This window comes from Dyadobacter sp. 3J3, from assembly GCF_009801115.1.
Classification (GTDB): domain Bacteria; phylum Bacteroidota; class Bacteroidia; order Cytophagales; family Spirosomataceae; genus Dyadobacter.
The window spans coordinates 308,281-333,871 of record NZ_VTOL01000008.1; the positions used below are offsets into that span (position 1 = coordinate 308,281).

The 25,591-nt window shown below is 39.9% G+C and carries 25 protein-coding genes; 13 read left to right on the top strand and 12 right to left on the bottom strand.

Annotated features, from left to right (window positions below):
* Nucleotides 1-336 precede the first annotated feature (336 nt).
* The 3 genes from FZF08_RS18825 to FZF08_RS18835 all read left to right on the top strand — a co-directional run bounded on the left by FZF08_RS18825 (nt 337) and on the right by FZF08_RS18835 (nt 2,320).
* Nucleotides 337-1,152 carry an AraC family transcriptional regulator gene (locus tag FZF08_RS18825; protein WP_159471565.1) on the top strand — a complete coding sequence of 272 codons (816 nt, stop codon included), beginning with the start codon at nt 337-339 and terminating at the stop codon, nt 1,150-1,152.
* Between the two features lie 94 nt (nt 1,153-1,246).
* A complete protein-coding gene (locus FZF08_RS18830; protein ID WP_159471567.1) occupies nt 1,247-1,999 on the top strand; it encodes an SDR family NAD(P)-dependent oxidoreductase in 753 nt (250 codons plus the stop codon).
* A 24-nt stretch (nt 2,000-2,023) separates the two neighbouring features.
* Nucleotides 2,024-2,320 (top strand): hypothetical protein, encoded by a 297-nt coding sequence (locus FZF08_RS18835; protein WP_159471569.1) that lies wholly within the window; start codon nt 2,024-2,026, stop codon nt 2,318-2,320.
* Nucleotides 2,321-2,452: 132 nt separating this feature from the next.
* On the opposite strand, the gene FZF08_RS18840 is transcribed toward FZF08_RS18835, so the two are convergent.
* From FZF08_RS18840 to FZF08_RS18855, 4 genes are read right to left on the bottom strand one after another with little or no spacing between them, the layout of a single operon-like run.
* Nucleotides 2,453-2,743, bottom strand: a complete 291-nt coding sequence (locus FZF08_RS18840; RefSeq protein ID WP_159471571.1) for a hypothetical protein — start codon at nt 2,741-2,743, stop codon at nt 2,453-2,455.
* Nucleotides 2,744-2,794: 51 nt separating this feature from the next.
* Complete coding sequence (locus tag FZF08_RS18845) at nt 2,795-2,941, bottom strand: hypothetical protein (protein ID WP_159471573.1); 147 nt, start codon at nt 2,939-2,941, stop codon at nt 2,795-2,797.
* Nucleotides 2,938-3,423, bottom strand: coding sequence for a DUF2341 domain-containing protein (locus FZF08_RS18850; RefSeq protein WP_159471575.1), 486 nt, complete (start codon nt 3,421-3,423; stop codon nt 2,938-2,940). Before FZF08_RS18850 ends, FZF08_RS18845 begins: the two co-directional genes overlap by 4 nt.
* Before the next feature lie 55 nt (nt 3,424-3,478).
* Nucleotides 3,479-4,465, bottom strand: a complete 987-nt coding sequence (locus FZF08_RS18855; RefSeq protein ID WP_159471577.1) for a hypothetical protein — start codon at nt 4,463-4,465, stop codon at nt 3,479-3,481.
* 330 nt (nt 4,466-4,795) lie between these two features.
* Here FZF08_RS18855 and FZF08_RS18860 point away from each other — a divergent pair, with 330 nt between their 5' ends.
* Nucleotides 4,796-6,211, top strand: coding sequence for a glycoside hydrolase family 125 protein (locus tag FZF08_RS18860; protein ID WP_159471579.1), 1,416 nt, complete (start codon nt 4,796-4,798; stop codon nt 6,209-6,211).
* Nucleotides 6,212-6,263: 52 nt separating this feature from the next.
* Here the strand turns inward: FZF08_RS18860 and FZF08_RS18865 are convergent, their stop codons facing one another.
* Nucleotides 6,264-6,407, bottom strand: coding sequence for a hypothetical protein (locus FZF08_RS18865; RefSeq protein ID WP_200837128.1), 144 nt, complete (start codon nt 6,405-6,407; stop codon nt 6,264-6,266).
* A 107-nt stretch (nt 6,408-6,514) separates the two neighbouring features.
* On the opposite strand from FZF08_RS18865, the gene FZF08_RS18870 reads away from it, so the two are divergent.
* A complete protein-coding gene (locus tag FZF08_RS18870; RefSeq protein ID WP_159471581.1) occupies nt 6,515-6,793 on the top strand; it encodes a type II toxin-antitoxin system RelE/ParE family toxin in 279 nt (92 codons plus the stop codon).
* Between the two features lie 14 nt (nt 6,794-6,807).
* Nucleotides 6,808-7,131 (top strand): HigA family addiction module antitoxin, encoded by a 324-nt coding sequence (locus FZF08_RS18875; RefSeq protein ID WP_159471583.1) that lies wholly within the window; start codon nt 6,808-6,810, stop codon nt 7,129-7,131.
* Nucleotides 7,132-7,838: 707 nt separating this feature from the next.
* On the opposite strand, the gene FZF08_RS18880 is transcribed toward FZF08_RS18875, so the two are convergent.
* On the bottom strand, nt 7,839-8,411 hold the full coding sequence (locus FZF08_RS18880; protein ID WP_159471585.1) for a DUF417 family protein: 573 nt from the start codon (nt 8,409-8,411) through the stop codon (nt 7,839-7,841).
* Nucleotides 8,412-8,587: 176 nt separating this feature from the next.
* Here FZF08_RS18880 and FZF08_RS18885 point away from each other — a divergent pair, with 176 nt between their 5' ends.
* Nucleotides 8,588-9,445, top strand: a complete 858-nt coding sequence (locus FZF08_RS18885; protein ID WP_159471587.1) for a helix-turn-helix domain-containing protein — start codon at nt 8,588-8,590, stop codon at nt 9,443-9,445.
* A gap of 124 nt (nt 9,446-9,569) precedes the next feature.
* Here the strand turns inward: FZF08_RS18885 and FZF08_RS18890 are convergent, their stop codons facing one another.
* From FZF08_RS18890 to FZF08_RS18915, 5 genes are all read right to left on the bottom strand, one after another.
* On the bottom strand, nt 9,570-11,894 hold the full coding sequence (locus tag FZF08_RS18890; RefSeq protein WP_310590607.1) for an NAD(P)-binding protein: 2,325 nt from the start codon (nt 11,892-11,894) through the stop codon (nt 9,570-9,572).
* Between the two features lie 141 nt (nt 11,895-12,035).
* Nucleotides 12,036-13,829 (bottom strand): T9SS type A sorting domain-containing protein, encoded by a 1,794-nt coding sequence (locus FZF08_RS18895; protein WP_255463651.1) that lies wholly within the window; start codon nt 13,827-13,829, stop codon nt 12,036-12,038.
* 9 nt (nt 13,830-13,838) lie between these two features.
* The gene (locus FZF08_RS18900) at nt 13,839-14,510 is read right to left on the bottom strand and encodes an RICIN domain-containing protein (RefSeq protein ID WP_159471593.1); all 672 of its coding nucleotides are present in this window, start codon (nt 14,508-14,510) and stop codon (nt 13,839-13,841) included.
* Between the two features lie 6 nt (nt 14,511-14,516).
* Nucleotides 14,517-15,845 (bottom strand): hypothetical protein, encoded by a 1,329-nt coding sequence (locus FZF08_RS18905; protein ID WP_229216597.1) that lies wholly within the window; start codon nt 15,843-15,845, stop codon nt 14,517-14,519.
* A gap of 370 nt (nt 15,846-16,215) precedes the next feature.
* A complete protein-coding gene (locus FZF08_RS18915; RefSeq protein ID WP_159471599.1) occupies nt 16,216-16,761 on the bottom strand; it encodes a DUF6252 family protein in 546 nt (181 codons plus the stop codon).
* 559 nt (nt 16,762-17,320) lie between these two features.
* Between FZF08_RS18915 and FZF08_RS18925 the strand changes: the two genes are divergently transcribed.
* From FZF08_RS18925 to FZF08_RS18935, 3 genes are all read left to right on the top strand, one after another.
* Nucleotides 17,321-18,064 (top strand): alpha/beta fold hydrolase, encoded by a 744-nt coding sequence (locus FZF08_RS18925; protein ID WP_409012668.1) that lies wholly within the window; start codon nt 17,321-17,323, stop codon nt 18,062-18,064.
* Nucleotides 18,065-18,647: 583 nt separating this feature from the next.
* On the top strand, nt 18,648-19,139 hold the full coding sequence (msrA, locus tag FZF08_RS18930; protein WP_159471605.1) for a peptide-methionine (S)-S-oxide reductase MsrA: 492 nt from the start codon (nt 18,648-18,650) through the stop codon (nt 19,137-19,139).
* A gap of 256 nt (nt 19,140-19,395) precedes the next feature.
* Nucleotides 19,396-20,412: a PD40 domain-containing protein gene (locus tag FZF08_RS18935; RefSeq protein ID WP_159471607.1), complete on the top strand. Its 1,017-nt coding sequence runs from the start codon at nt 19,396-19,398 to the stop codon at nt 20,410-20,412.
* Between the two features lie 45 nt (nt 20,413-20,457).
* Here FZF08_RS18935 and FZF08_RS18940 read toward each other — a convergent pair whose 3' ends face one another.
* Complete coding sequence (locus FZF08_RS18940; protein WP_159471609.1) at nt 20,458-22,308, bottom strand: MutS-related protein; 1,851 nt, start codon at nt 22,306-22,308, stop codon at nt 20,458-20,460.
* 221 nt (nt 22,309-22,529) lie between these two features.
* Between FZF08_RS18940 and FZF08_RS32075 the strand changes: the two genes are divergently transcribed.
* The 3 genes from FZF08_RS32075 to FZF08_RS18950 all read left to right on the top strand — a co-directional run bounded on the left by FZF08_RS32075 (nt 22,530) and on the right by FZF08_RS18950 (nt 25,588).
* Entirely contained in the window at nt 22,530-22,664 is a 135-nt protein-coding gene (locus FZF08_RS32075; RefSeq protein WP_255463647.1) for a hypothetical protein, read from the top strand.
* Nucleotides 22,665-22,892: 228 nt separating this feature from the next.
* Entirely contained in the window at nt 22,893-24,533 is a 1,641-nt protein-coding gene (locus FZF08_RS18945; protein ID WP_159471611.1) for a M20/M25/M40 family metallo-hydrolase, read from the top strand.
* A 491-nt stretch (nt 24,534-25,024) separates the two neighbouring features.
* Nucleotides 25,025-25,588, top strand: coding sequence for a Crp/Fnr family transcriptional regulator (locus FZF08_RS18950; protein ID WP_159471613.1), 564 nt, complete (start codon nt 25,025-25,027; stop codon nt 25,586-25,588).
* Nucleotides 25,589-25,591: the final 3 nt, after the last annotated feature.

Genomic DNA, 25,591 nt, shown 5'->3' on the forward strand with positions numbered 1-25,591 from the left:
CCATAAAAATATTCCCGTTTAGACGCATTATACCGCCTAAACTCTTCTCCTTTCATGATTTTAGACCTGCCAATTCTAATGTTTTTACAAACGGCCACTGGAAAAGAGTCGATTAAATATACACTTTAAAGATTTAATTCCTTGAATACCATACTCAAATGAAAGAATAAATCATCTATTAAGCAATATATTGCAACTGTAAAATCTTTCATCAAAAGATTGTTTGGTTCGCAAAACAAAGTAACCTCGTTTTGAAGGATTTTACCGTTTTGACATTACGCAATTTGCATTTATTACTTTATCTAAGCTTCGTTTATTGAAAAGCTCTCATTTCTTATGGTAACGACAAACTTCATATCAAAGTCCGATATTTTCTTTTCCTGTACGGAAAAGCAATATATGAATGTGGAAAACACAGTTCCAGAGCATGCGCTCGTCCATGTTTTTTCCGGTAGTATGACCATTACGGATGCTGACACGACTTACACGGTAAATGAAAATGAAACCATTATTCTTAACAAGCATTTAATCGCAAAATTCACCAAACATCCTGCACTAGACGAACAATTTAAATCCGTTACCATTTTATTCTCACAGGTTTTTCTTCAAAAGTACTATGCTTCAATAAAACTCAATCCTATCAACAAAAACCTGTGGCCGGTAAAATTTTTACAAAAGCACTCACTTCTACATAGTCTGTTTGATTCCATTTTGCCTTACTATGAATTACATGGAGAGGAGCTTCCACAAAATTTGACAGAAATAAAATTAAGTGAAGCAATAACCATTTTAAGAGCGATTGATACAAGCATAGATTGTGTACTTGCAAATTTTGCAGGACCCGGCAAGATTGACCTCACGGAATTTATGATCAAAAATTATTCATTCAATATACCTATTGACCGTTTCGCTTATCTCACAGGCAGAAGTCTTGCATCATTTAAAAGAGATTTTCAAAAATCCTTTAATGAGCCGCCACAGAGATGGTTACTAAAAAAACGACTGAAACAGGCGCATTACCTGCTGACCAATAAATATCAAAAACCATCTGATGTGTATTTGGAGGTTGGTTTTGAAAATTTTTCTCATTTCTCGACTTCCTTCAAACAACATTTCGGATATACTCCTTCAAGCATAGCCATGAGCCGCTGACCATAACATCTTTGAGCTTACGGCAAAAACTGCTTTTTCATTTCATTCGGACCTTTGTTTTGTCATTTATTAATAACAACAAAACAACGATAAGATGAAAAAGAAAACAGTAATTGTAACAGGCGGTTCCATCGGAATCGGAAAAGCAACAGCCATCGCTTTTGCACAAAAGGGTTTTAACGTCGTCATTTCCGGACGCAATGAAATTGCCGGGCAACAGGCGGCCGAGGAAATCACTTCAACAGGAGCGACTTGTATCTACATGAAGGTTGATATACGAAATGAAACGCAAGTAGCTGCGCTTATTGATGAAACAGTGAAAATATTTGGCAACCTGGATGTGTTGGTCAACAATGCCGGCATAGCAGGTGAACAAAGTGGCTTTTTGGCTGATAACACTACTGAAAATTTTCGGGATTTGATTGACACGAATATTCTTGGCTTATTTTTCGGTATGAAGTACGCAATAAAAGCAATGCTGAAGTCAGGTGGGGGATCTATTGTAAACCTTGCTTCTATTGCCGGTGCAAATGGGTTGCCTTATGCTGCGCAATACTGTGCATCCAAACATGCAGTAGTTGGGCTCACAAAAGCAGCCGCCGTTGAATATGCCACTCAGGGAATCAGAATAAATGCAATAGCTCCGGGTGCTATTAAAACCGACATTCTCAAAACCGCAATTGATTCAGGAAGTTATTCAGAAGAAAGTATTGCTTCTTTACACCCCATGAATCGTCTGGGAGAAGTAGAAGATATCGCCAGTGGTATCTTGTTCATGGCATCTGATGAAGCCGGGTTTATGACAGGCAACATCCTTTTTGTAGATGGCGGTTATCAGGCTAAATAATCAGCCCTTACTTAAAACACGATTATGAAGTGGTATCATTATGTTTCCTCATTTTGGGCTGGGGTATTTTTAGCGAATGCAGTTCCGCATTTTGTTCATGGCATTTCTGGTAAAGAATTCACAACGCCATTTGCGGAGCATCCGGGGGTAAGCTTATCTTCTCCTTTGGTTAATATTTTATGGGGTGGATTTAATCTGCTGATCGGTTACCTTCTATTGCAAGGTGGCAAATTGAAAACAGACCATTTACCGTCTATGGTTTCCTTTTTTGCTGGTATCATGGCACTTGGCATATTATTGAGTATTCAGCTTGCTGAATAAGTACAGTTGCGGTAGAGAAAATGTTCAACAGGATCCGATATCTTGATGAACATTTTTTATTTAAAGGATAAATATTTTGGCGTTACTTGCTTTGAGTAAATGTTATTTAAATCCATTCACAACTCAAGTATATTAATTGCTTTCCTCTTTTCCCAGCAAGCCTTTGTGTTCCGGACCTGAATATTTGCTAACGGATATATATTTAAAATTAGCCCAGCTATCGTTGTCCAGTTTTCTTAAAGTTAGTTTTGAACTTGCATTTTTTAGAGGAAATTCAACCGTAACATCGTCTTGTTTTCCATAAAGCTTATTGCCATCGAACCAATAATCCGTTCTCCTCCATTTGTCCGTAATGACTGTATTTGGTGCTTTGATTAGTGGTGCGCTTTTCAGGCTTCCAATACTTGCGCTGTCAAATAACATCACATAATTTGTTCCGTTTGCGGCCCAATCTGTGTGATCTCCAAAAGCTAACTAGTTGTTCCAGCCTCCTACTCCTGCCCTCACCCAATGTCTATCCGCACCTTCGCGCTGATAAAGTGTGCGAACGATCATTTTTCCGGTGACATTGAAATTGGCCGTTACAATTCCGTCCTGACCATCGGTTTCTTTTAATTTCAACTGACCCTCTTTTTCAATAACTTCACCAATGGATGTATTTGTCCATTTTTTGTAAAACCGTTATCTTCAAAATCGTCAAAAAACAGAAATGTTTTATCTCCGTCAGATACTGACAGGGCATTTGAATTTCCATAAAACATGAAAATAGAGTTGCGTGTTTTTGCTTTGAGCACGGGAATTTTCACCCAAATGATCGTCGATCCGTTTTCATTCCATTGTTCAGTCCAGTAAGATAATCCGTTACAGCTCATTTTACCCGAAGAAGTAGAAAAACGAATATCGGCCCCATCCGTTTTTACTTTTGTAAAATTGAAATCATTGGTGGTAAGTTTGATTTTAATAACGACATCGGTCACAACATCACCTTGATTATCAATAATAATTTCTCTTTTCAAGTGCCACGTTTCAGCCGAAATATTTTCAGGTTTCATCAAAAAAAGTAAGATGAAAATTGTGGCAATAAAGGTGAATTCCGGGTTCATTTTATTTTGTTTCACCGTGTTCATCAAAAATAGAAATATGACTTAATTACTTTTTTCAACGTTGCAAAGACCCATTATCCGGGTTACCCGGTTCGTCCAGTATTTGAATAGAAGTTGCAGGTCCAAGATCAGGTTTGTCCCAGGATGAAAGCGCCCAAACAACCTTTTTATCTTTGTTTACTTCAAAAACCTGTACTGTACCAGCCCATTCGGCGGTGTTATTATTGCCGGCAATCCAACTGGAAATTACAGTATTTCCGTTAGCAAGTCGGTTAGCAGTTTGTGTGCTACCCACTTTGAAAGGCGCATCGGCGCGGGTGAATTCCCAAACCGTTTCTCCTTTGCTATTAACCTCACGGGTATAACCTTCGGAATCTCCGGAGATCAAAGTATTTCCGTTATGCAGACGAATTGCTGACCAGGCCGACGAGGCGTTAACCGACCAGATTTCTTTTCCATCCAAATCAAATTCCACCACTTTTTTTTCTTTCAGAAGTCCTACCATAATGGATTTTTTGCCCGGCGTAATTCTTACATGACGAAATTGATAATGTGATCCGGTTCCTGCCGTAGGGATTACGATTTCTTTCAAAAGTTTATTTTCGGCAGTGTTGAAGATCAATACTTTACCGACAGTTCCATTCAAAACCATCAAAACACTATCTTTCCCAATCGGCTGGCACGAATGCGTTTCTGTCCCTGGCGCACAGGTATATTGCCAGATAATGTTTTTTTCTGGTGTAATTATTCCCGCCCCCGACATGCAGGCGTACACAATATTGCCGTTGGAAAGCAGCGTGGCATCATCAAATTCCTGGATTGAACCAGTAGCAGTACGCAGTGGGACCGAATATTGCCACACCACTTTTCCACCCCGAACCAGGAACATGGATTGGGCTGTTGGCTTGCGCATATCCCACTCGCCGGCGTATAAAAAGTCGTGCTGTTTTAGACCTTTTCCCGGAAATTTGTAATCAGGATCGATCTGTGCTTTGGCAAAGGAATTGGCAAAAAGTAATAAGAATAAGGTAATGAGTTTCATAATTTGCATTTGTTAGGACGTTGTTGGTTCTCTTTTATTCTTCTGACTCATATTCTTGCACTGTTCCCTGAAACATTTCTGCAAACGTGCTGTATATTGCATCCCGATCAAGATATACAAAAGATATATTTCCTTGTGATTATCCATTTCACGAAACAGAGCTATATGTCAAAACAAATGTATGATTTGACAATTCCGTACGTTTTTTTAGTACTTTATTTGTAGGCACCAATTGGAATATTAAGACAATTAGTTCACAATATAATCTTATTTTAGTGGATTGCAGATAGTAAACCAGCACAACAAGAATTTTATTTTTTACATTTTTATATGAACAGAAGCACATTTATAAAAAGTACAGCCTTATTGGGCACAGGCCTTATGATCGGCAAAATGCCTGCTTTTGCCAATCCCGATTTCCCGGTAGTAAGAGTAAATCCCGGCGAACGGAAATTTAGCAGCAAGGTGATCGAAGATTCCATTCTGGAATTTCAGTCGGGAGTTAAGGACAAAGAACTTGGGTGGCTTTTTGGGAATTGTTTTCCAAATACGCTGGATACTACCGTGACCTATAACGGCAAAGGCGAAAAACCTGATACCTATGTTATCACGGGTGACATTGATGCTATGTGGCTGCGCGACAGCACCGCTCAGGTTTGGCCATATCTTGATTTTATCAAAAAAGATAAAACCCTTCAGCAACTAATTGCCGGTGTTATCAACCGTCAGGCTGTATGTATTTTGCGGGATCCTTATGCCAATGCATTTTATGACGACGCTAACAAAACGGGTGAATGGAAAACGGATGAAACGGATATGAAACCCGGTTTACATGAGCGTAAATGGGAAATAGATTCGTTGTGTTATCCCATCCGGCTTGCCCATCGCTACTGGCAATTGACGGGCGATACTACACCGTTTGACGCCAAATGGAAAGAAGCGATCATGCTAACGCTTAAAACTTTCAAAGAGCAACAAAGAAAAGAAAACAACGGACCTTACCATTTTCAGCGAAAAACTTCCTGGGCAACGGATGGCGTGCCAATGAACGGGTATGGATATCCGGTAAAACCGGTTGGTTTGATCTGTTCAGCATTCCGCCCAAGTGACGATGCGACGATTTATTCCTTCCTGATACCATCCAACTTTTTCGCCGTTGTCAGCTTGAAACAGGCTGCAAAAATGGTTGAAAAAATAAGTGGAGATAAGGCTGCCGCTGCGGAATTGACTGCGCTAGCTGTCGAAGTGGAAAATGCGTTAAAAATTCATGCAGTTGTTGACAGCAAAGAATATGGTAAGGTATATGCTTATGAAGTTAATGGTTATGGAAGCTACAACCTGATGGATGATGCCAACGTGCCAAGCCTTTTGGGACTGCCCTATCTTGATGCCTTGCCGGTGAGCGATCCGATATATCAGAACACGCGTAAAATGTTGTTATCGCTAAATAATCCTTTCTTTTTCAAAGGAAAGGCCGGAGAAGGAATTGGCGGACCGCACATCGGACTGGATATGATCTGGCCGTTGGGAATTATTATCCGCGGACTGACAAGCAACAATGACAAGGAAATAAAATCCTGTATTGATATGCTGAAAAAATGCCATGGCGGTACGGGTTTTATGCATGAGTCGTTCCATAAAGATGATGCAACTAAATTTACAAGATCATGGTTTGCCTGGGCCAATACTTTATTTGGAGAATTTTTGTGGGAAACTTATAAAGCCAAACCCCAATTATTTTCATAAAAAATAGATAAATCTCCTGACCACAAATTTGATGTGATCAGGAGATTTTTTATCAGACAGTTAATCTGTAATTCAATGCCGAACTGGTGTCGGCTGTAACATCAATCGTAACTCCGGTTATTTTTCCTGCCAGATCGGAAGATAGAAATAATGCAACATTTGCGATATCAAGCATGGAAGGCAGCGTTTTCAGCATCCATTTACCAAATCCGGTTAGGCGTATTTAAGCCGCTTTGCAGAAAAACATCCAAAAATGTAAAAATAATTATTGACACCTGACACGTTTCAGGTTACATTAGTGTTATGATTATAAGTTACCGGCACAAAGGTTTAGAACTGTATGCAACCAAAGGCGACAGATCGAAGCTACAACAAAACCATGTTTCCAGGATCAGGTTAATTTTAACGCGTCTTGATGCGGCTGAATTGCCTGAGCATATGAATGAACCGGGTTACTACTTTCATGCACTTAAGGGAGATATGCAGGGGTATTACTCCGTTCGTGTGTCAGGAAACTGGCGTATAACATTTTGTTTTGATGGAAAGAATGCCGCAGACGTTAATTATCAGGATTATCACTAAACAAGGAAGGTACCATGGCTTTATTTGATCCAGCCCACCCGGGCGAGCTTATCCGCGAAACCATCGAAGGGTTGCGGGAAGAAACAGGACATAAATTTACTATTGAAGAAGTTGCACAGCATTTAGGAACTACCCGTAAAACGCTGTCTGCATTGATTAACTGCAAGCAAAGACTAACTCCAGAATTGGCAATTAGGCTCGAAGCGGGCTTTCCTAATACGTCCGCGCAATTCTGGCTGAATGTACAGGAAAACTTTGATCTGGCGAAGGCTAAAAAAGAAGTAGATATTTCTAATGTTCGTGCTTTGTGGCAACCGAAAGCGTTGCAACCGGCCTAGTTTAAATTTCAGTATCAATCTGTAATACGCTTAACATGGAGTATAGAGAATACATAGAACAGTTCAAACATCTGGGATGTGAGGACGATATTTTTTATCCCGATGAAGATCCGGTATATGGGAAAGTATTCAATGGATTTTTTACTTTTTGTAGAGATAATATCGATCACAAAATGTGGGAAACTCTAAACATTAAGCCCTGCTACTTTTTTTTCCACAAATCTGAAGAATATAGGTTTGATTATACAGGGCTTTCGGAAAACAAAATCTTACGCGATGGTCATCACCTTTTTTCTCCTTTCTTTTAATTCAACCCAATCCGTCCATAGCAGTTTCAGGAGAAGGGATTAAGTACAACCGGCGAGCGCGCAGGAATGAATTAACCTAAAAAAAAGTATTTCGACACACAAGAGGTCACTTTACCAGGAAGCTCAATAATGGTTTGCAAGAAGGTACTCACTATGAAAATTCTAATCTATGTAACCGTATAAAATAATTTTCAACCAGTAATCGAAATGCTGAACAATCATTTATTAGGCTATTCCAGTAACAATATTCTCAGCAATTAGAATTTGACGTCGCCAGAATATCATTTCAATCACCGATATATTGATTTTCCTGTATTACAACCTGAATTAATCCAAACAAAAAAACACCATAAGTAACTATTTTAAAGTCACTTATTGTGTTTTTCCTAATGTCAATAACTACTTTTTTGAATTCAATCGTGAAAGATAAAGCTGAGCTGATTCACTCATGGTGATAATCGCCCCTCCAAGAATCACAATATCTTTTATTACCAAACGGCCCCGACCCGATAGATAAGGAAATCCCCATTGCTGATCACTTAAATGAGGTACCCAGCTCTCTGGTGTTGTTACTAAAAAAGATAATGTGCCCAGGGTCATAATAAAAATGAGCATGCTTGCGATCATACTTGGCAGTGGAGCTACTTTATACAAAGCAAGTAAAACACCCGCAGCAATAAGAAATACCCCAAGACCATTCGCAAAACCGTAGGTATTATTAGCTTCATGCCATTGATGATTCAGCGGCACCAATTCCCCTTCTTTATTTTGATGTGATTTGTAGTCTTCCGGATGATGATAAAAAAATGACATAAACGGACTATGGGCCACAAAGGGAACAATACCATCGGCTTCGTAAGTGAAAAATTTGAGCAGACCTATCCAGATAAATACTATGACGATGGCATATCTTACCGCTTTTTTTCCTAATTGGTCAAGTCCGGCAATAAATTTTATGATTGACGTGTTCATTGTGATTAAGTTTGTGTTGAAAAGAGTTGTTGATTTATGTATCAAAGGTAGGTCAGCTTTCACGCTTCGGACATGGACAAACAAGGATAAGGCTTGGACAAATTTGACAGCAGGACTTTACTGATTTTTAATTGGTTCCAGGAAATCTGCCGCTCACACTTAACTATAAACGGATTTTGAAAGAGCTATTTTCTACAACAAATGATGTCCTGATTGGAATAAAACAGGCGAAGGATTGTAATTTTGAAAAGCCACGATCTTTTACAAATTATAGTATTCTGTTTGTATATGAGGGACAGGGTTTATTTCATGCCGATTTTGGCAAGTTTCCATTCAGCTCTCCAACGCTATTATTTTCGACCCCGTTGCAGCATATATCTATTGAAAGTTCCCAGCCTGTTGCATTTTCAATGATACAGTTTCACAGTGATTTTTATTGTATTGAATACCACAAAGCGCAGGTTGCCTGCAATGGATTACTGTTCAATAATATTTATCTGGAGCCGTCCGTAAAACTTTCAGCAGCAGAAGCCAAAATATTTTCGGGATTAATGCTTGATGTCGAACGTGAATTTTCGGACACTGAGCCGGATGATATGGTTTTGCGCTCTTATCTGCAACTGATTCTGGCGAAGGCGAGCAGCATCAAAATAAAATCAGTTTCGGAGGAAAGAAGGATTGACAAAAGAGACGAACAAATGGAGCAGTTTTTGAAATTACTTGAAAAAAACTATCTGAATTTGCACAAGCCGAGCGACTACGCCGATTTGTTATCCATGTCTCTGAATAATTTTAGCAAACGTTGTACCAGATATTTCAAAAAACCGCCTTCCGCCCTGATTCAGGAACGTATTGTGCTGGAAGCAAAAAAGAAACTTCACCTCACAAGGCAGAGTATCAAGGAAATTGCCAACGCGCTTAATTTTGAAGATGAATTTTATTTTAGCCGCTTTTTCAAAAAATTCACCAAAGTTTCTCCACAGACATTTCGGGATAAAACAGGAATTTCCATTGTGGCTGACTTAATCAGGTAAGCAAAATTTATTCTGGCACAATTCGTTTAGATCCCAAATTGACATTACAGTTTGTTATGAACTAAACCAGTCCATTTCTTTAAAAGGATTGGCCTGGTTTAGTTTATTTGCCGTTTATTCGTTTTTATGCTTTAAGCTCCGACCAGATTTCCTTGTGGCCGCCCAGATTCATCTTTTTACGTAAAGCCTGAGCTGCCTGTTGCCCCGATTGAATCGTGCCGTCAATGTATCCCACATTACCCCCGAAATCAATCCAGTCTCCACACAAAAATAAATTATCAAAACCGCTCTCATCTGCTTTCAATCTGTAACGGGCACTGTTTGGAACCGAAAGCGTGTAATGATCCGTCGGCCTTACATTGGCCCTGAAAAACTGACTTGAAAAACGATCGTAACCATCAGCAGAATTGTTTGGATCAGCCAATAATTGGAAATTCAAGCCTTGCGGATATAAATAGGTTGCACCTTTTGGCCAAAACCAGGCAGAATTATCTTGCAGCCATTGTTCAAAAGCATCTTTCAATCTGGCATTTTCACTTGACTGATAGTCATGAGCCGAAAATGGCGGCAAAGGTTTCCGTAAAAGATAAGGACCGGTATAATATGCGAGGAATTTTGGCCGCTGATTTTCCGGCCAGTTTTCATTCGGCAATACCAAAGAACTATCAAGCCAGGAATACATTGGATTCTGATAAACTACCACATTTGGCGCACTATTTTGCGGTGGTAATCCCCAATCTGCCAGATCAAAACCCAGTTCTTGTAAAGAAGGTAAAAACCATAGTTGAGCCGACTGCGTTGGCGTTGTAACGATATTGTCAGTCATCAATTTCCACTTTTCTTCTTTTTGAATGATCTCGCTACAAATCGTTTTCAATGTCCCAACCGGAATGCCGAGTATTACTTCGTCAAAATCAGTTCCTTTTTGCAGCTGCCCTTTTTGATGATCCGTCCAATCCGCCCAGGGATCTTCCAGACTGATCTTTCCACTTTGAAGTAAGGACGCATGCTCCGTATTCAACTGATCATAAAGTGGCTCAGAAGGCCAGACATTGAGCTTACCGCCGTTAATTTTTTTTACGGGATTATACTCACTAACACTAAGATGAACCTGCTCGGCGTAAGAAATCGCTTCTATTTCCCCACTGTCGGAATGGTGTATCTGCTCAATTTTGTGAAAGAATTTAAACTTGACGCCTCTGCTTTTTAACACCTCATAAATGGGCATAATCATTACCTCGCCCGTACCATACGTCATCTGGTACACGAAGGATCCTTTGAAACCAGCCGATTTGGCAAAAAATTGAAGAGCCGTTCCAGCTGCTACGGCACCACCCTGTTCATTGATAAGATTGGCAAAAGTACCTGTGTAAAAAAAGCGCACAATCACCGAATCCACCAACCACTGCGGGGCGCCTTGCATAGCCAGCCATACTCTGTAATCATACTGATCAATCTTAGTGAAATCAAAGTTTTCTGTCGCAGGATCGTATACGTCTTTTACTATGCCTTTAATATTGTAATAAGCAAAACAAATACCGATTGCCATGTGTCTTTTTTCCTGCTCATCTTCCGCATAGGGCAGCCCTTCTTTTTCGATGTGCCGGATTTCCCTTTCAATCAAATCCAGAATCAGGCTATGCCGCTTATGTTTATCCTCCACCCCGGATTGTTTCAACATTTTCAGGGCTTCTGTAATATGAGCCATTTCTTTTTTTACCATCCGCTCAATGATTCCGCCTTCACCCAAAAACGGTTTTAACAAAAAATACATACACCCTTTGTTTTCCCGATCTTTTTGCCTGACACCGTTTAAGTATTTTGGAAAAAAACGGCTAAGAATCCGGGCAGCAAATGAACTTGTTTTTTTCGAATACGGACTACCCAGCAACATTTCTATGGACAGTGCCAGACCCTTTTCTATCAAAGTCCACATGGGCAAAGGCCCTCCTAATCCGGGTTGCTCATCTGTTTCAGGAAATATCAGCGGCCAGTTGGTCCATTTACCCAGTTCCGGGACAAATTCTGTGAGCAGGGTGGTGTTATTAGCAACCAGACCGTCTTTGAACAAATCCTGCAAGGGACTATCAGGCGCCAGATTATTTTTCTTTCGTTCATCATAAACGGAACGTAGCAGACGAAACGTTGTCTCATACCAGCCCTGCAAAATATGAATTCCGTGTTCCTCAATCCTGTCATTCTGACTTCGGCCCGTTGCCGTTTTACCACCAAGGCGCCAGCCTGTCTGATAGAGCGTTATCTCATACTTTTCCTGCCAGTTTTCATAGTCCGTAAGCTCATAAGCCGCGGATAGCGAGGCCATGCCACCGCCAAGTATTACAATTTTTTTTTTCGGGTTTTCCAGTCGGGTTGCAGCTGAGTTCGTTTTAGTTATGGAAGCAAAGTTGCATGGCTTCGCATTACAAACGAGAAACCCAAAAGCCCCGATTTGTAATCGGGGCTTTTGGGCAACGTTACAAAAATTATTTCAACCCAAACCTGGCTTTTTAAAATTAGGGGAAAATTGATGGTTGCTGGCCTTTATTAGATTACTATCAACCATGATAAATTCTGTCGTTTAACTTTGAAGTTATTTTATAATAATAATTTTTTTAACCTCAATTCCATTTTCCTTTTTTAATTGCAGAATGAAAGTTCCAGATGAATGGTTTTCCAGATTAATCTTTTCGTTATGAATCCCTTTACCAACTATGGGCTGTTCAAACCAGGTTTTACCTTTAACATCAAATACTGACAGAGTTGCCTTCTTATCTTTTTGGAGATAAAACAATACTTCAAATATCCCTGTGTTTGGGTTTGGTGATACAACTAGATTTTCTTTAGTCAGGACATATTCATTTTTACTACTAAAAAAAATATCATCGTTTACGCCAAACCTGACACTGGATCCCAATTCACCACACAACTGTCTGAAACAAAAGTATCCACTATTACTTGCTAGTTCAATGGTGTTACTTCCTGACAAATAGTAATTTCCTATGCTAACTTCTACATATTCGTTTAAACTTGTTTGAGTAAGATTGTACGTTTGCCATGTACCTCCGTTGATCCGAATACGACCTACCGAAGCACTTTCATGAGACGTATACGTAAGTCGCAATTGATAAGTGCCACTAGATGACGGATTAAGTGTGTAAGAACGGATTTCAGAAGAGTTACCTGAGCACTGCCCCCCAAGATTGATACAAGTATTGCCACTTGATATGTTACCAACCGTAATGCTTGTGCTGGCGGTTTTGTTAGCACAGCCATCTTTGCTTGCCGTAATGGTGTAAGTGTAAGTTCCAGATGAGCCGGGGGCATTTATATTGAATGGAGTTGAAGAACCGCTTACGCCATTTCCACTCCATGAATAAGTCGTGCCACTGCAACTACCACCTGCGCAGTTGTAATTTAGCTGCAAAGCCTGATTTATCATGGGGTTACTGTTTGTGTTTCCAACAGAAACAGTAAAGTCACAACTGGAACCAGTTCCTGTACCTGCGCACAGCTGTCTGAAACAGATGTAGCCACCACCACTGGCAAACTCAACAGTATTATTTCCGCTGTTCAAGTTAAAGCTACCAATCGTTATTTCCACGTACTGGCTTACACTCGTTTGTCCCAGGTTAAAGCTCTGCCATGAACCACCATTAATTCTAACGAGCCCAACCGACGGACCTTCGTGTGCGCGATATGTGAATTTGAGTGGAAAGGTACCACTGGAAGACATATTTATTGTATACGTACGTACTTCAGAGGAATTTCCCGAACATTGGTCACCCAAGCTTATACAAGTCCCTGTCTCTGTAACATTGCCAACCGTTATGTTCGTCGTTGCCGTTTTGTTACTGCACCCGCTCTTGCTTGCGGTGACTGTATAAGTGTAAGTCCCGGCTGAACCTGGTGCATTGATATTGAGCGGAGATGAATTCCCACTGACACCATTTCCATTCCATGCATACGAGACCCCGCCACAGTCATTACCAGAACAGCCGTAAGTGAGTTGCAAACTCTGACCAGGAGAGGGATTACTATTTGTATTGTTGGCCGAGATATTAAAATCACAATTAGTTTGAGTACTGCCACAGCTTACGGAATTAAAATAAAACCTTTGATTATTTCCATTGGTCTCACTCCAAAAATGGAGACCAGCTCCATCATCCCCGCTTACGCCTTCGACATCGGCTAAGCCCACACCAAACTTACTGGAAACCCCAATCGTATAGGCTCCGTCACCGGTAGATCTCAACGCCCATTTTTGATAGTAAATTCCACTCCAATCAGCTTGCTGTACCGGCGTTCCTGAATTGGTGTTACCCCCTGCCAATTCCCACACTTTATTTGTACTTCGCGAAATGATCTTGTATGAATCAGAATTTATGCTTTCTAACTAAAAGATTTGATTGTTTTGTCCATTTGCTCCATACTGCCTGATTTTGGCACCGTTGTTGCCATTTTCTAGTTGCATCAATTTATTAGAATGTTTGGCTGTAATGGTATAACATCCATTGGAGAGTGGCAGATAATTAACGGGAGTACATCCCTGATCGGCGATGGCCAGTTGGGCACGAATGAAGTCTACGCCGGCCTGCGTTATTATGGTGTGCCTCTCATTAGCATCCGGCGCATATATGGCGTCAAATGGCGTATCTGTCTGCACATTGATGTTATTGAGTGAAGCGCCCCAGTCACGATTAAGGTTTTTTAGGGCGAAAGAGCTAACGGAAGGGATGAAAGACGGTGTCGAGAATTGTACTGAACCGGTGGTCTTATACATCCATTTCTTTGTTTTCGCATCATCGACAACTAGCTGGAAATATTCGCCGTAACCACCAGGCAGAATATCCATACTGGGCTGACCTACACCATAAACATAACGTTCGGCCCCACCCCATCCAAATGTTAAAAAACTCTTGTCCATGACCTTGCCCCGGTTAGTACCTGACGGCGAAGTAAAAACCTTCATACTAAAGGCCCTGTCCTTCGCAGCCAGACAAAAGAACCCCGCAGTAAAAGCACAGGTTATTGAACCCAAAGTAGTAAGTTCCGCCTTGATTTCCATAGCCTGTCAGCCAACAGGGAAATTTTGATTAGTCCCATTTTTGCTGCCATTGTTTAGCGCTACTCTCCGTAAGCACGGAGCCTGAGGAAAACCCATAGCGTTCATGGTTTGAGCAAAACGATCACGAAACCCCGGCGAGCCTCCTGGATGCTCGTTTACTGTTCCTTCGTAATGATGTATCAACATTTGCCGTGCGGCCGGTGCAAGTAGCAGGTCTCCTACTGCCTTTCGGGCACCTTCCAAGCCCATGTCAGTGCCCATGTGTACCAACATGGCCTGCAGTCCGATCGGGATACTGGCTCCGTGATGCGGTGAATCAAATGAAACCCAAAGCTTGCAGTTGTGGTTCATATTGTTTTGCTCCATGTAACGAAGCGCGTAACGGGAAATAAGCCCGCCCATACTTGGACCAATGATCGTGATCTTTTCACTGCTGCCATTGGCCTGCAGTTGCTGATTTACAGTTTGTATCAGTTTCACCAGTACCATGGCATTACGCTCAATATAATCTCCGCCCCCAGCCCGGTATCTTTTCACATCCTGAAACCAACAACTGGTACCTTCAAAGTTGAAAATAGGGCAAACAAGTTCTTGAACAGAAGTGTATTCGTACTTAGGTGCGTTGAGTATTACAACATCATATCCGTTACCCGGAGTGTTTTCTCGGAATTTATCACCTAAATTCTGATCCCTTCCATCGCCGTCTTTATACAACATATTTCGATTATAAAATAATTGAGCGCTACGCCCATCTGTTGGGTCAAATCCATCAATGAGAATAATGGGCTTACGAAGCTGTGAACGCGCGGAAGCATAATAAGTAAGTATATCGCCTTTTCCTTGATAAGGCACCCACTCATCATACCCCTGAAAGGGGATGTCGGCTTGTATTCGCGTGGAGTCAACCGTTGAAATCCCATCAAAATATGGATAGGTGGTAGCAGCAGTTCGCGCATTGGGATCCACCTCCAGTTCCGATTTTGCTGTCCGCTGGCTCCCATCTGAACAGGTAATGATGAAATTTAATTGCTTGATCCCTGCGGCGCCGTAAGTAACCTGTACCGAGGGCCCTCCCGGCGTAAGAGTTCTTGAGGCACCTCCGTCGCCAAAATTCACAACTACGCTGTTGATACCTACGCCCTGGTTACTGAAAGCCGCCCAACGTGGCAACTGGAAGTTGCTGACCCCAAGCGGTATTGATGGAGCCAATGCTGAGGCCACAACGGCCTGTTTGGTATTAAACGTCTGTGACGGGGTAAAGCCGGCCTTTAATCTGAGCCTTCCATTCACATCTGTTTCCACTGCGGTGGAGTTAACTTCCTGAAGTCGGACCAAAGATATCCCAATAGGTACAATGTTCTGCTCTTATTACTCTGAAAAATAAGGCTTTGCAATGATTCGGCAGAGAGTAATCCATTGGTGTTCATCGCACCTTTATAGAGTTCGGCCCGGGATTCTAGCCAATGCCCTGAATTAGAAATTTCTGACGAACTGAAAATATTAAGTGAGGCAGCAGGGAAGGCCCTGTTGTACAAGATGCCCGAAGTAACAAAGCTTTTATCCAGGTTCCCCATATAGTCGTCAGCCTCTGCCTGCGTGGTGCGGGCGTTTGACTGCCCAAAGGCACTAAATAAAGGGCATAGTAATGCCAGGCCTAAAAATAGGCTATAAAAATTTCTCATGATTTTAGTTTGTTAAGGGTAGATTATAAAGTTCTGCTGTTTACATCAAACCGTCCGTCGGTAATCTTCACTTTTTGACCAAGCGAATTCCCTCCCTCAAACTCAAAGGTGCCGGATATAACACCGGATTTCGTATCCGCTTTTGTGATAACAACCCTACCCGTTTGGTTCTGGTTTGTAATAAAACTTTTACCATCGGCAGCCTGATACCATCCGTAATTTTCAGGAAAGCGATACCGGTCTATCGTGTAAGTATCCTGATTTAACTCGTGTATTCCTACTTCTATGGTTTTTAGAAAAATATGGAGTCCTATTTTATTCGTGCTATAGGTTCTTAGGTAAATAGTTGGGGGATTATTAGACCCATAACCAGCAAAACCTCCATTAATCGCTTTGTCTAATCCAAACCAGTCGGAGCTGCCATCCGGTATCCACACTTCCCCGTTCACTTTACAGGAAAAGGTATTTTTCCCTTCCTGTGTAGTGGGCGTGAGATCCGGGCCCTTGTCGCAACTCCACAAAAGCAGTAAAACGGCTAATATTGATAAGTATCGGTTTCCATTTTTCATTTGGTTTTTTAGTTTAGAGGTGAAACATTCGTTTTAAATCTGTGTATTTCAAGGTAGTTTCATAGGCAGGCAGTTTATGTTGATCAATTCCTTAGATATCGGTAAGGTAACGTTATCAAAAGGATTTATATCTTGTCGTACGACAAGATTTCAGCTTGTAGAGTCTTTATCTTTATAGTCAGCTGGTTGCGTATTATACTTCGTTGCATAAGTGTATGTAGGTTAGATCAAAATTAATATCCATCTGTCACGACCTTTTGCCCATCATTGCGCTATTCTCGATATGAACATATGGAATAAAACACATTTTATATTTCTATTATTTATTCTTAAATTAATAAATATAAAAACAAATTTAATTCCGTGAAACCACACAGTTAATTTTGAGGCTATACGACTGACAATCAGACTAAAAATAGCTTTTAGCATTTATTATATTAATTTGGTTTGATTATCAAAGTAATGGGCTTACAAATACTAGAAAAAATTCTACCTCATATAGGTATACGTTACACTTATATGCATTTCCAAACTTTCTTTTGACCTGGTCATTCCATCCATTCCCGGATTTGGATTTTCCGGAAAAGCGACGTCACCAGGTTGTAATAGTGCTGTTTTAGCAGATCTTTGGCATGAGCTCATGGTGGAATTAGGTTACGACCCGTATGGTGCGCAGGGAGGAGATATTGGCGCTGGTGTCAGTACCTGGCTTTCATTGAAATATCCTTCCAACGTGATAGGACTGCATCTTAATTTCATTTCCGGTTCATACAAACCGTATCTAAAAGAAAATGAAAAACTATCCGACGAAGTTTTAGCTTTCCAAAAATTTGGAGCTGACTGGTCTGCCCGGGAGGGTGGTTATTCGCATTTGCATGCGACCAAACCGCTTACCGCGGCTTATGGCTTAAATGATTCCCCAACGGGTTTATGTGCCTGGATCATCGAAAAATTCAATAGCTGGAGCGACAATAAGGGAAACATTGAAAACATTTTCACAAAAGATGAACTGCTTGCCAATATCACTTTGTACTGGTTGACTGAAACCATTCATTCGTCAATGCGGATCTACAATGAGAACAGTAAAAAGCCGGTCGCATTTAAAGAAAATGAATTTGTAAAAATCCCTGTTGGTTTTGCCAAATTCCCGAAAGAACTTCCTACCCCACCACGTTCCTATATCGAAAAAGGTTTCAATATTCAGCATTGGACAGAAATGCCGGAAGGTGGACATTTTGCTGCTGCGGAGCAACCGCAATTACTGGCAAAAGATTTACAGGATTTTTTCTCTTTTTTAAATTAAAGTTACAGCAAGAAAGTCTTGGACAAAAATTGTATAGCACTGATTTTACCACAATTGTCGCTAATTTTTATATGAATGGCATAAAGTTGAACCTCGGTCAATCTTTTTTTATTTTGCTCAGAGTTACGCAAAATATGACATTATAAGATGAAATTTATCCGTATTCACCTCGTCTATCGCATCGGTCAAAAACATCATATATATTGAAGGTAACGAGATATCTATCGGCGTTAAAAAACTTCTAATTAGTAACAATTATCGTAAAATGTGATGAAGACATTACACTGGTTTTTTTGATCTAAATTATATTTAATAAACCTTATTTTATAAGTCAGTTTGTTTTAAAAATCCTAATACTTAGGTGAATCTATGTTTTCTCCTATTCGATTTCCGTGATTATTATTTTGCCTTTCGTAGGATTTGTTCGGTCTCGGTAAGATAAGTGCACAACAGTTCAGAAAAGTGCTCTCGGATATTTCATCTATTTTTTTGCAGAAAGGCTGTTACTATTCAATCCCACGACCAATGTCAGTTACCGGGCATAGAATTTGCAACATTGCTTTATCACATAAAAATAGATTATATGAGTACTGAAAAAGCCATTTTGGCAGGTGGTTGCTTTTGGGGAGTGGAAGAACTTTTCAGACACCAACCAGGCGTAATTTCAACAGTAGTTGGATACACAGGCGGCGATGTTCCCAATGCAACATACCGGAATCACGGAACGCATGCAGAAGGAATCGAAATTGTATTCGATCCTGCAAAATTAAGCTATCGTAAACTTCTTGAATATTTTTTCCAGATTCATAACCCGACAACCAGAAATCGTCAGGGAAATGATATAGGAGCTTCTTACCGTTCTGCCATTTTTTACGCAAATGAAACGCAGCATCAAGTGGCCAGTGAACTGATCGCGGAAATGGACGCTTCTGGCGTTTGGCCGGGGAAAATCGTCACAGAAGTTGTACCTGTCACCGATTTTTGGAATGCAGAGATTGAACACCAGGATTATTTACAGAAAAATCCCGGAGGCTATACATGCCATTTCGAAAGACCTGACTGGAAATTGAGTTAATCAGCAGAACAAATTTTATACTAACAGCCATCCTGTCAATAGCGGGATGGTTGTTTCTTTTGGGATCAATCTTACTGGGGAATTCTATTTAATTTTTGAAATTTGATATCAGTTAAAAGAACCATTGCCCTTATCATCGGACCTCAAAGAGTAAGGGTTAACAAAATAATTAATCCTTTGAGCTTTCCAACCATAAGTATACAATCGGTGTCAAGGTTTATACTCCCATCTCAACAATACATTCATTATCTAAGCTATGAAAAAACTGTATATTCTTGCAGCGGTAATCTTGATGAACAGTTGCTCGCAAAAAAATCCGGGTGAAGAAAACCGATATAAAAATGGAGAATTCTTAAATCAGGTGGTAGCATTGTCTGATTTCAACTCCGAGTATGACGACTACAATATGAATTTGCCTTCAAATAAATCAGGGCAGACACATTTGATGTTTTCTTCCAAAAGACAAAAAAAAGAGTTTTTAAATCTGGTTTATTTTCCTGCCTCCTTTACTTACAATCAACATCTTGAATTAGAGAAATCGGTTGGTTCTAACATGATCAATTATGATTATTTTAACAGATACTCAATCGCTAATTCCCTTGCTGACCGGGCCAATGGCAATTTTAATGTATTCGGGCCAAAAGTATTGTCGTTTCAATACGATCTGATCTCTGACACTAACACAACCGATATGATGCTCTTTTATGCAGATGACTCGGAAGGTGACATGCAGATAAAATACGTAGTCAATAATAACAAGGGAATGACAGGGCCTTTTAAATTTGATCTTCTCAACTCAACAAAAGACGACGGCTACCCTAGCTTTTCCAGATTTGGAGACAAAATTTATTTCAGCTCAAACAGAGACGGGAATTTTGATATTTATGAATTGTCTATTCCAAGAACTGAAAATGAAATTGTTACGGTTGAAAACCTGGTAAATCCGAAAAAATATGAGTTACGAAAAGTAGAAGAATTATCCAGTACAAGTGACGACAAGTGCCCATATTTTCAAGACAACATGATGGTTTTCGTATCTGACCGTCCCGGTGGAAAAGGCGGACAGGACATTTATTACGCCAGACTTGAAAACGGAAAATGGTCTGAGCCGGTAAATGCCGGAGACCGAATCAATACGTCAAGCAACGAGTATCGGCCGATTGTACCCTCAACCAATAATTTTTCGTATCGACTGGTCTTATTTTCTTCCGACCGTCCGGGTGGAAAAGGCGGTTATGATTTATATATGTCGGGCCTGACTGAAAAATGGTAAGAAGTTACCTTTATTGACGTAAAACAGAAGATCTATTTTATGGTATCAGGAATTTTCTTCAGCATAAGGTAAAATCTTGATGCCACTTTTTTTCATTAATTCACGGGCATTAAAGTCTTTACATATTCCTTGGGTCAACGCATAGTCAAAAATAATTTGGCCATGCTTTATTTCACTGTTAAAGCTGAAATTCGTAACAGTTTTCTGATTGGCCGTTAATTTCGCCAGTTCCAGATCGTGTGTTGAAATAATACCAAAAGCATTAAGCTCACTCAATTGTTTTATAAGTGAAGCACCTCCGGCATAGCGATCCTGAGAATTAGTCCCTTTAAACATTTCATCCAAAAGAAAAAAAACAGGTTCACCGCTTGTAACCAGGTGCAAAAGTTGTTCAATTCTTTTAAGTTCAGCATAAAAAGAAGAAATACCCTCTTCGAGATTATCCTGTGTTCGCATACTGGTAAATATTTTCAGATGCGAAACGCGGCCTGAACTGGCACAACAAGGTGCTCCCATTAAGGCCAGAACCAGATTTACACCAACGGATCTCAAAAAAGTACTTTTCCCCGCCATGTTTGATCCTGTGATCAAAGCAATTTCTCCCCTTCCATTTAAATTAAAATCGTTACATACTCTTCTTTCGCTACTAATTAAAGGATGCCCGAGTTCTTTAAAATCTATGATATAAGGTTCCATCGTTATTTCAGGGAAAGTGAAGGTCTGATTTGAATAGGCAAAACCGGCAAGGCTGCTTAAAACCTCAAACTCACTCACCGCAGATGCCCATGAAATTAGAAAGGGTCTGTTCCTCTGCTTCCATTTTTCTGTCATGATGATCAGATAAACATCAAAAAACCAAAGGCTATTGAAAATTCCATAAAAATCATTTTTTCCAATTGAGCCCTTTGTCCCTTTCATCTGAAAAATTTCCATTATTCTTAGCAATCCATTGATTTCTATGGATGCAGAATACCCGTGCTGACTGAAAGTTGACCGAAGATGGTTTAATAAAGGTGAATTAAATTCCTCTCCTTCAATTTTTCTGATGAGCGCCTGATAGCCTCCCAGCGTCTTAATATTAACATGTGTACTGTCAATAATTTCCTCAGCAATAGGCCTTATTCTTTTCAAAACACGCCGGTTAACAAAGAGGCTGATGACTAATGGAATGATGTAATATATAGAAAAAGAAACCGTAGATAACAGACCATAAACGAAATATACCACTGCTGATGTAGACAAAATTGACAGCAATACACTAACTAACAGATATTTATATTGATCAGAAAGTAACTTCGCTGGTTTTTTCACCCAGATCAACAATTTGTTATAGGCACTTTTTTTATTTTCAAACTGCATGCCGGATGCCTGGAAATCCTGTCGCCAATACAGTTTGGGAATAAGCTCTCTTATGGCCTCTTGCCTTTCCGAAATTTCCTCTCTGGATGCTGGCTCGGATAACCATTGCGCAAGCATTGCACTTCCGGATTCCGTGGTTGTACGGTTGATAAGCTGAAAAAGTGAGTGTTTACCAAAAATGTCAAAATCTGATGTATAGGAATGATCGCGATTGGGAAATGTTTGCCCTGAATGGAAATCTGATAGTTTATTTTCCTGTCTTAATATCTCATTTTCATTAATTTGAGTTAGAAAATCCGCATGATTTTTCTGTATCGAAAGTTTAAAGTATCGCCTGACAATTAAAACAAAAGCGAGTACACAAACCGGCGTAACAATAATCAATGGCTGGATTAATCTTTCATTTGCCAAAACGAGAATGACAACAAGAGAACAAATAAAAATCCCCAAACGAAAGCCCGAAGTCTTCTTTAAAATATTGGATAACGCCGCACTTGCTGCTGTGTACCGTTGAACATTATTTTTGTAATTAATCATAAATTTTCTCTTCCCAAATTAACATGAATGATTTCAGCATATTCCTTGCTATTAAAGTTTATAAATTAATAAGATTTTAACTATATAATCAGAAAGTCTGATACGATAAGTAATGTATTTCAATAAATTCCATTGCTATAATTGTCTCTGGTATCGTTTTTGTACTATGTTTTAAAAGGATATTATTCCAGTGAATTTTACAAAATAAAAATATAGTAATCATGGGAACTACGAAAAAAATAATCGGATTGGGCGTTGTAACGGGCATTGTTGTATTTGCCTTCTTACGATCATTTAGCGAAAAAATGAATCGCAAATCACTTGGACAGAAGAAAGCGGAAGTTCAGCTGACGTAAGCCAAGGAACTTAAAAAATATTAAAAATCCAAAACAGTCATCCGCCAAAATTATTGGACTGATGGCTGTTTTTTTTAGATTTTAAGAATTCTTTATCACTTCAAATCTATTTTTTAGTCATAATAGTAATCACTTTTCTGCTTTGGTGGATTCAACTCATAAATTTGCTATATTGGACTGGTCACTTGAATGATATAAAAACATAAACAAAGCTCAAATAACCTTTCTATGCGTATCAGGACTCTACTCCCATTTTCTCTTTTTTGCATTTCATTTTTTTCTGCTTTATCCCAAAACCTGAAACTGGATAAAAACACCAAAGCCGCTTTAAACAAAGTCGATACCGCAATAATAAAAAGAGATATTACCTATCTGGCCGATGATAAGTTAAAGGGAAGACTTCCCGGAAAAGAAGGTTTTCAAATGGCAGTAGATTACGTTGTCGATCAATATAAACAAATAAGATTAACACCAGCGGGTGACAATGGTACATTTGTACAAAAACTAATTCTCCGAAAAGCGACGATTAATTCAAAATTATCGATGGCTGTGCTTAAAGATAAAAATGGGAATGAGGACACTCTGGTTATTGGAAAAGACATTACGATATTACCCAATGCCTTGCAGGCAAAAACAATGGCAGAAGCCCCACTTGTATTTGCCGGATATGGAATTGAAGTTCCAGGAAAATATTCTGATTATGACGGATTGGATGTAAAAGGAAAAATCGTAATTGTGCTATCCGGCGCGCCGCAAAGGCTGCAATTACCTTCCAGTATCCAGGCGCATTTTGGTAATCCTGCATCCAAAATGCTGATTGCAGCTTCCAAAGGGGCCATTGGTGTGATCGTAAGTACGGCCGTTCCTGTTGGAGCGAATATGCTTGGAAATGGTATTACCGTGGCTATGGATCCTGCCAAAACAGCAGTTGTAGGTCGGAATTCTCTTGGAAAACTTCAACTAAGTGCTCGTGTACCACACGCAGAACTACTACGGATGTTTATGAATTCCGGAAAAAATCTAAAACAGGTTTTAGCTGTTTTGGAACAAGGAAAGCCATCCGCTTTTGAATTACCGCTGTCTTTCCAAGTGCAATATACGAGCGAATATAAGGACGTGGAGAGCTATAACGTTATTGCCAAAATTGAAGGGACAGATCAAAATCTGAAAAATGAATTTGTAATCCATACGGCCCATCTGGATCATGTAGGCATTGCAACGCCAGTTAAAGGCGATTCTATTTATAATGGGGCACATGATAACGCCTCTGGTGTGGCTTGTCTGCTAGAAATTGCCCGAATTTATAAAAGAACAGGTGTAAAACCCCGCCGGTCTGTTTTGATTGTAATGACAACTGCCGAGGAATTGGGATTGTTGGGATCCGCCTATTTTGCAGCCTATCCGACGGTACCAAAATCACAAATCGTGGCTGACATAAACACCGATATGCCAACACTTATTGCTCCGCTTTTATCGGTAGCGCCTCTTGGTGCGGAGCATTCCGGTATAGATCAACATGTTGCTTTTGCCTGTGCTGAGCTGGGAATTGAAAAACAAAAAGATCCAATGCCAGAAGAAGCAAGGTTTGTACGAAGTGATCAATATAGTTTTGTACTGGAAGGGATACCTGCACTACATATCAAATACGGGACAAAAAGCCTCGATCCTTCTTTTGATCTGGTCAGGTTTACCAAACAATGGAGAGATGCCAATTACCACAAACCATCCGATGAAATCACCAACGGATTCGATTTTGAAGCAGCAAAAAAATATGTACAACTTAACTTTCTGATCAGCTATTCCATAGCGCAAACTACGGCAAGACCCAAGTGGAATCCTGGTGATTTTTTTGGGAATACGGTACAATAATGTATTGTTCTATTTCCTCAAAATGGGTCCGATCTTAACTAAAATATTTTTATGTGTAAGCTTTGCTCAAACTTGCAAACAACCAAAGTTCCGGATCGCCATACGCAAAACCCTGACGTAAAGATCAGAAAACCTTTACGAGCAACTCTGACAGACCTTACCTGATGAACATAAAATTTTGTGATTCAATAAAAAATGAATCCAATTTTCAAATATTTTAAAAGACATATAAAACTCTGCCTGAAAATCAAATAGTTAATTGCTTAGTATTTAGAATTCCAATTATTAAAAAATGAGTCACTTTGGGAAGCAGTTCCAAACGGTGACAGAAACTTTTTTATTAAAATCAGGAACAGCAAGACTTTTTTCTAAAATAAGACGGGAGGTGAAAATACGGTTCAGTTTTTCAACGCAAATAAAGTTATTGCAGATATAAAAAGTCCGCACCTTTGTACGCTCAAACATCAAAAAGCCGGGCCAGGATATTTAAAATGGAGGAATTCATAACATTTATAAAAACAATTATCTGGATAGATGATTTGGATCTGCAACTGGTACTTTCCAGGTGCAAAGAAAGGCAAATACCCAAAGGCAAAATGATTCTGAGAAAAGGGCAGATTGCGAACCAGTATTTTTTCATTGTGTCGGGTGGTATACGATTTTTTTATAACCGTAATGACCAGGAAATTACAACCTGGGTGACGTTTAAGAGTGAGTTTTTTACCGAAATTTCAAGCCTGAATCCACAAAAGCCATCCAGGTTTAACATTGAAGCCATAGAAGACTCTAAATTGGTTGTCATTGACAAAAAAGACATGGATTTTTTATACGGCCATATAGCCGTTTGGGAAGAGTTTGGCAGAAAAATCTGGGAGGCTATGTCGGTGAGAATGATAGATCAGATCTTAAATTTCCAGACACTGACGGCCGAGGAGCGGTACCTGGAATTTATGAATAACCCTGAATTTTTACAAAAGGTACCGATCAAACAGTTGGCTGCGGTTTTGGGTATTACACCCAATGCACTAAGCCGGATCCGGAAAAACATCCGTTAAATT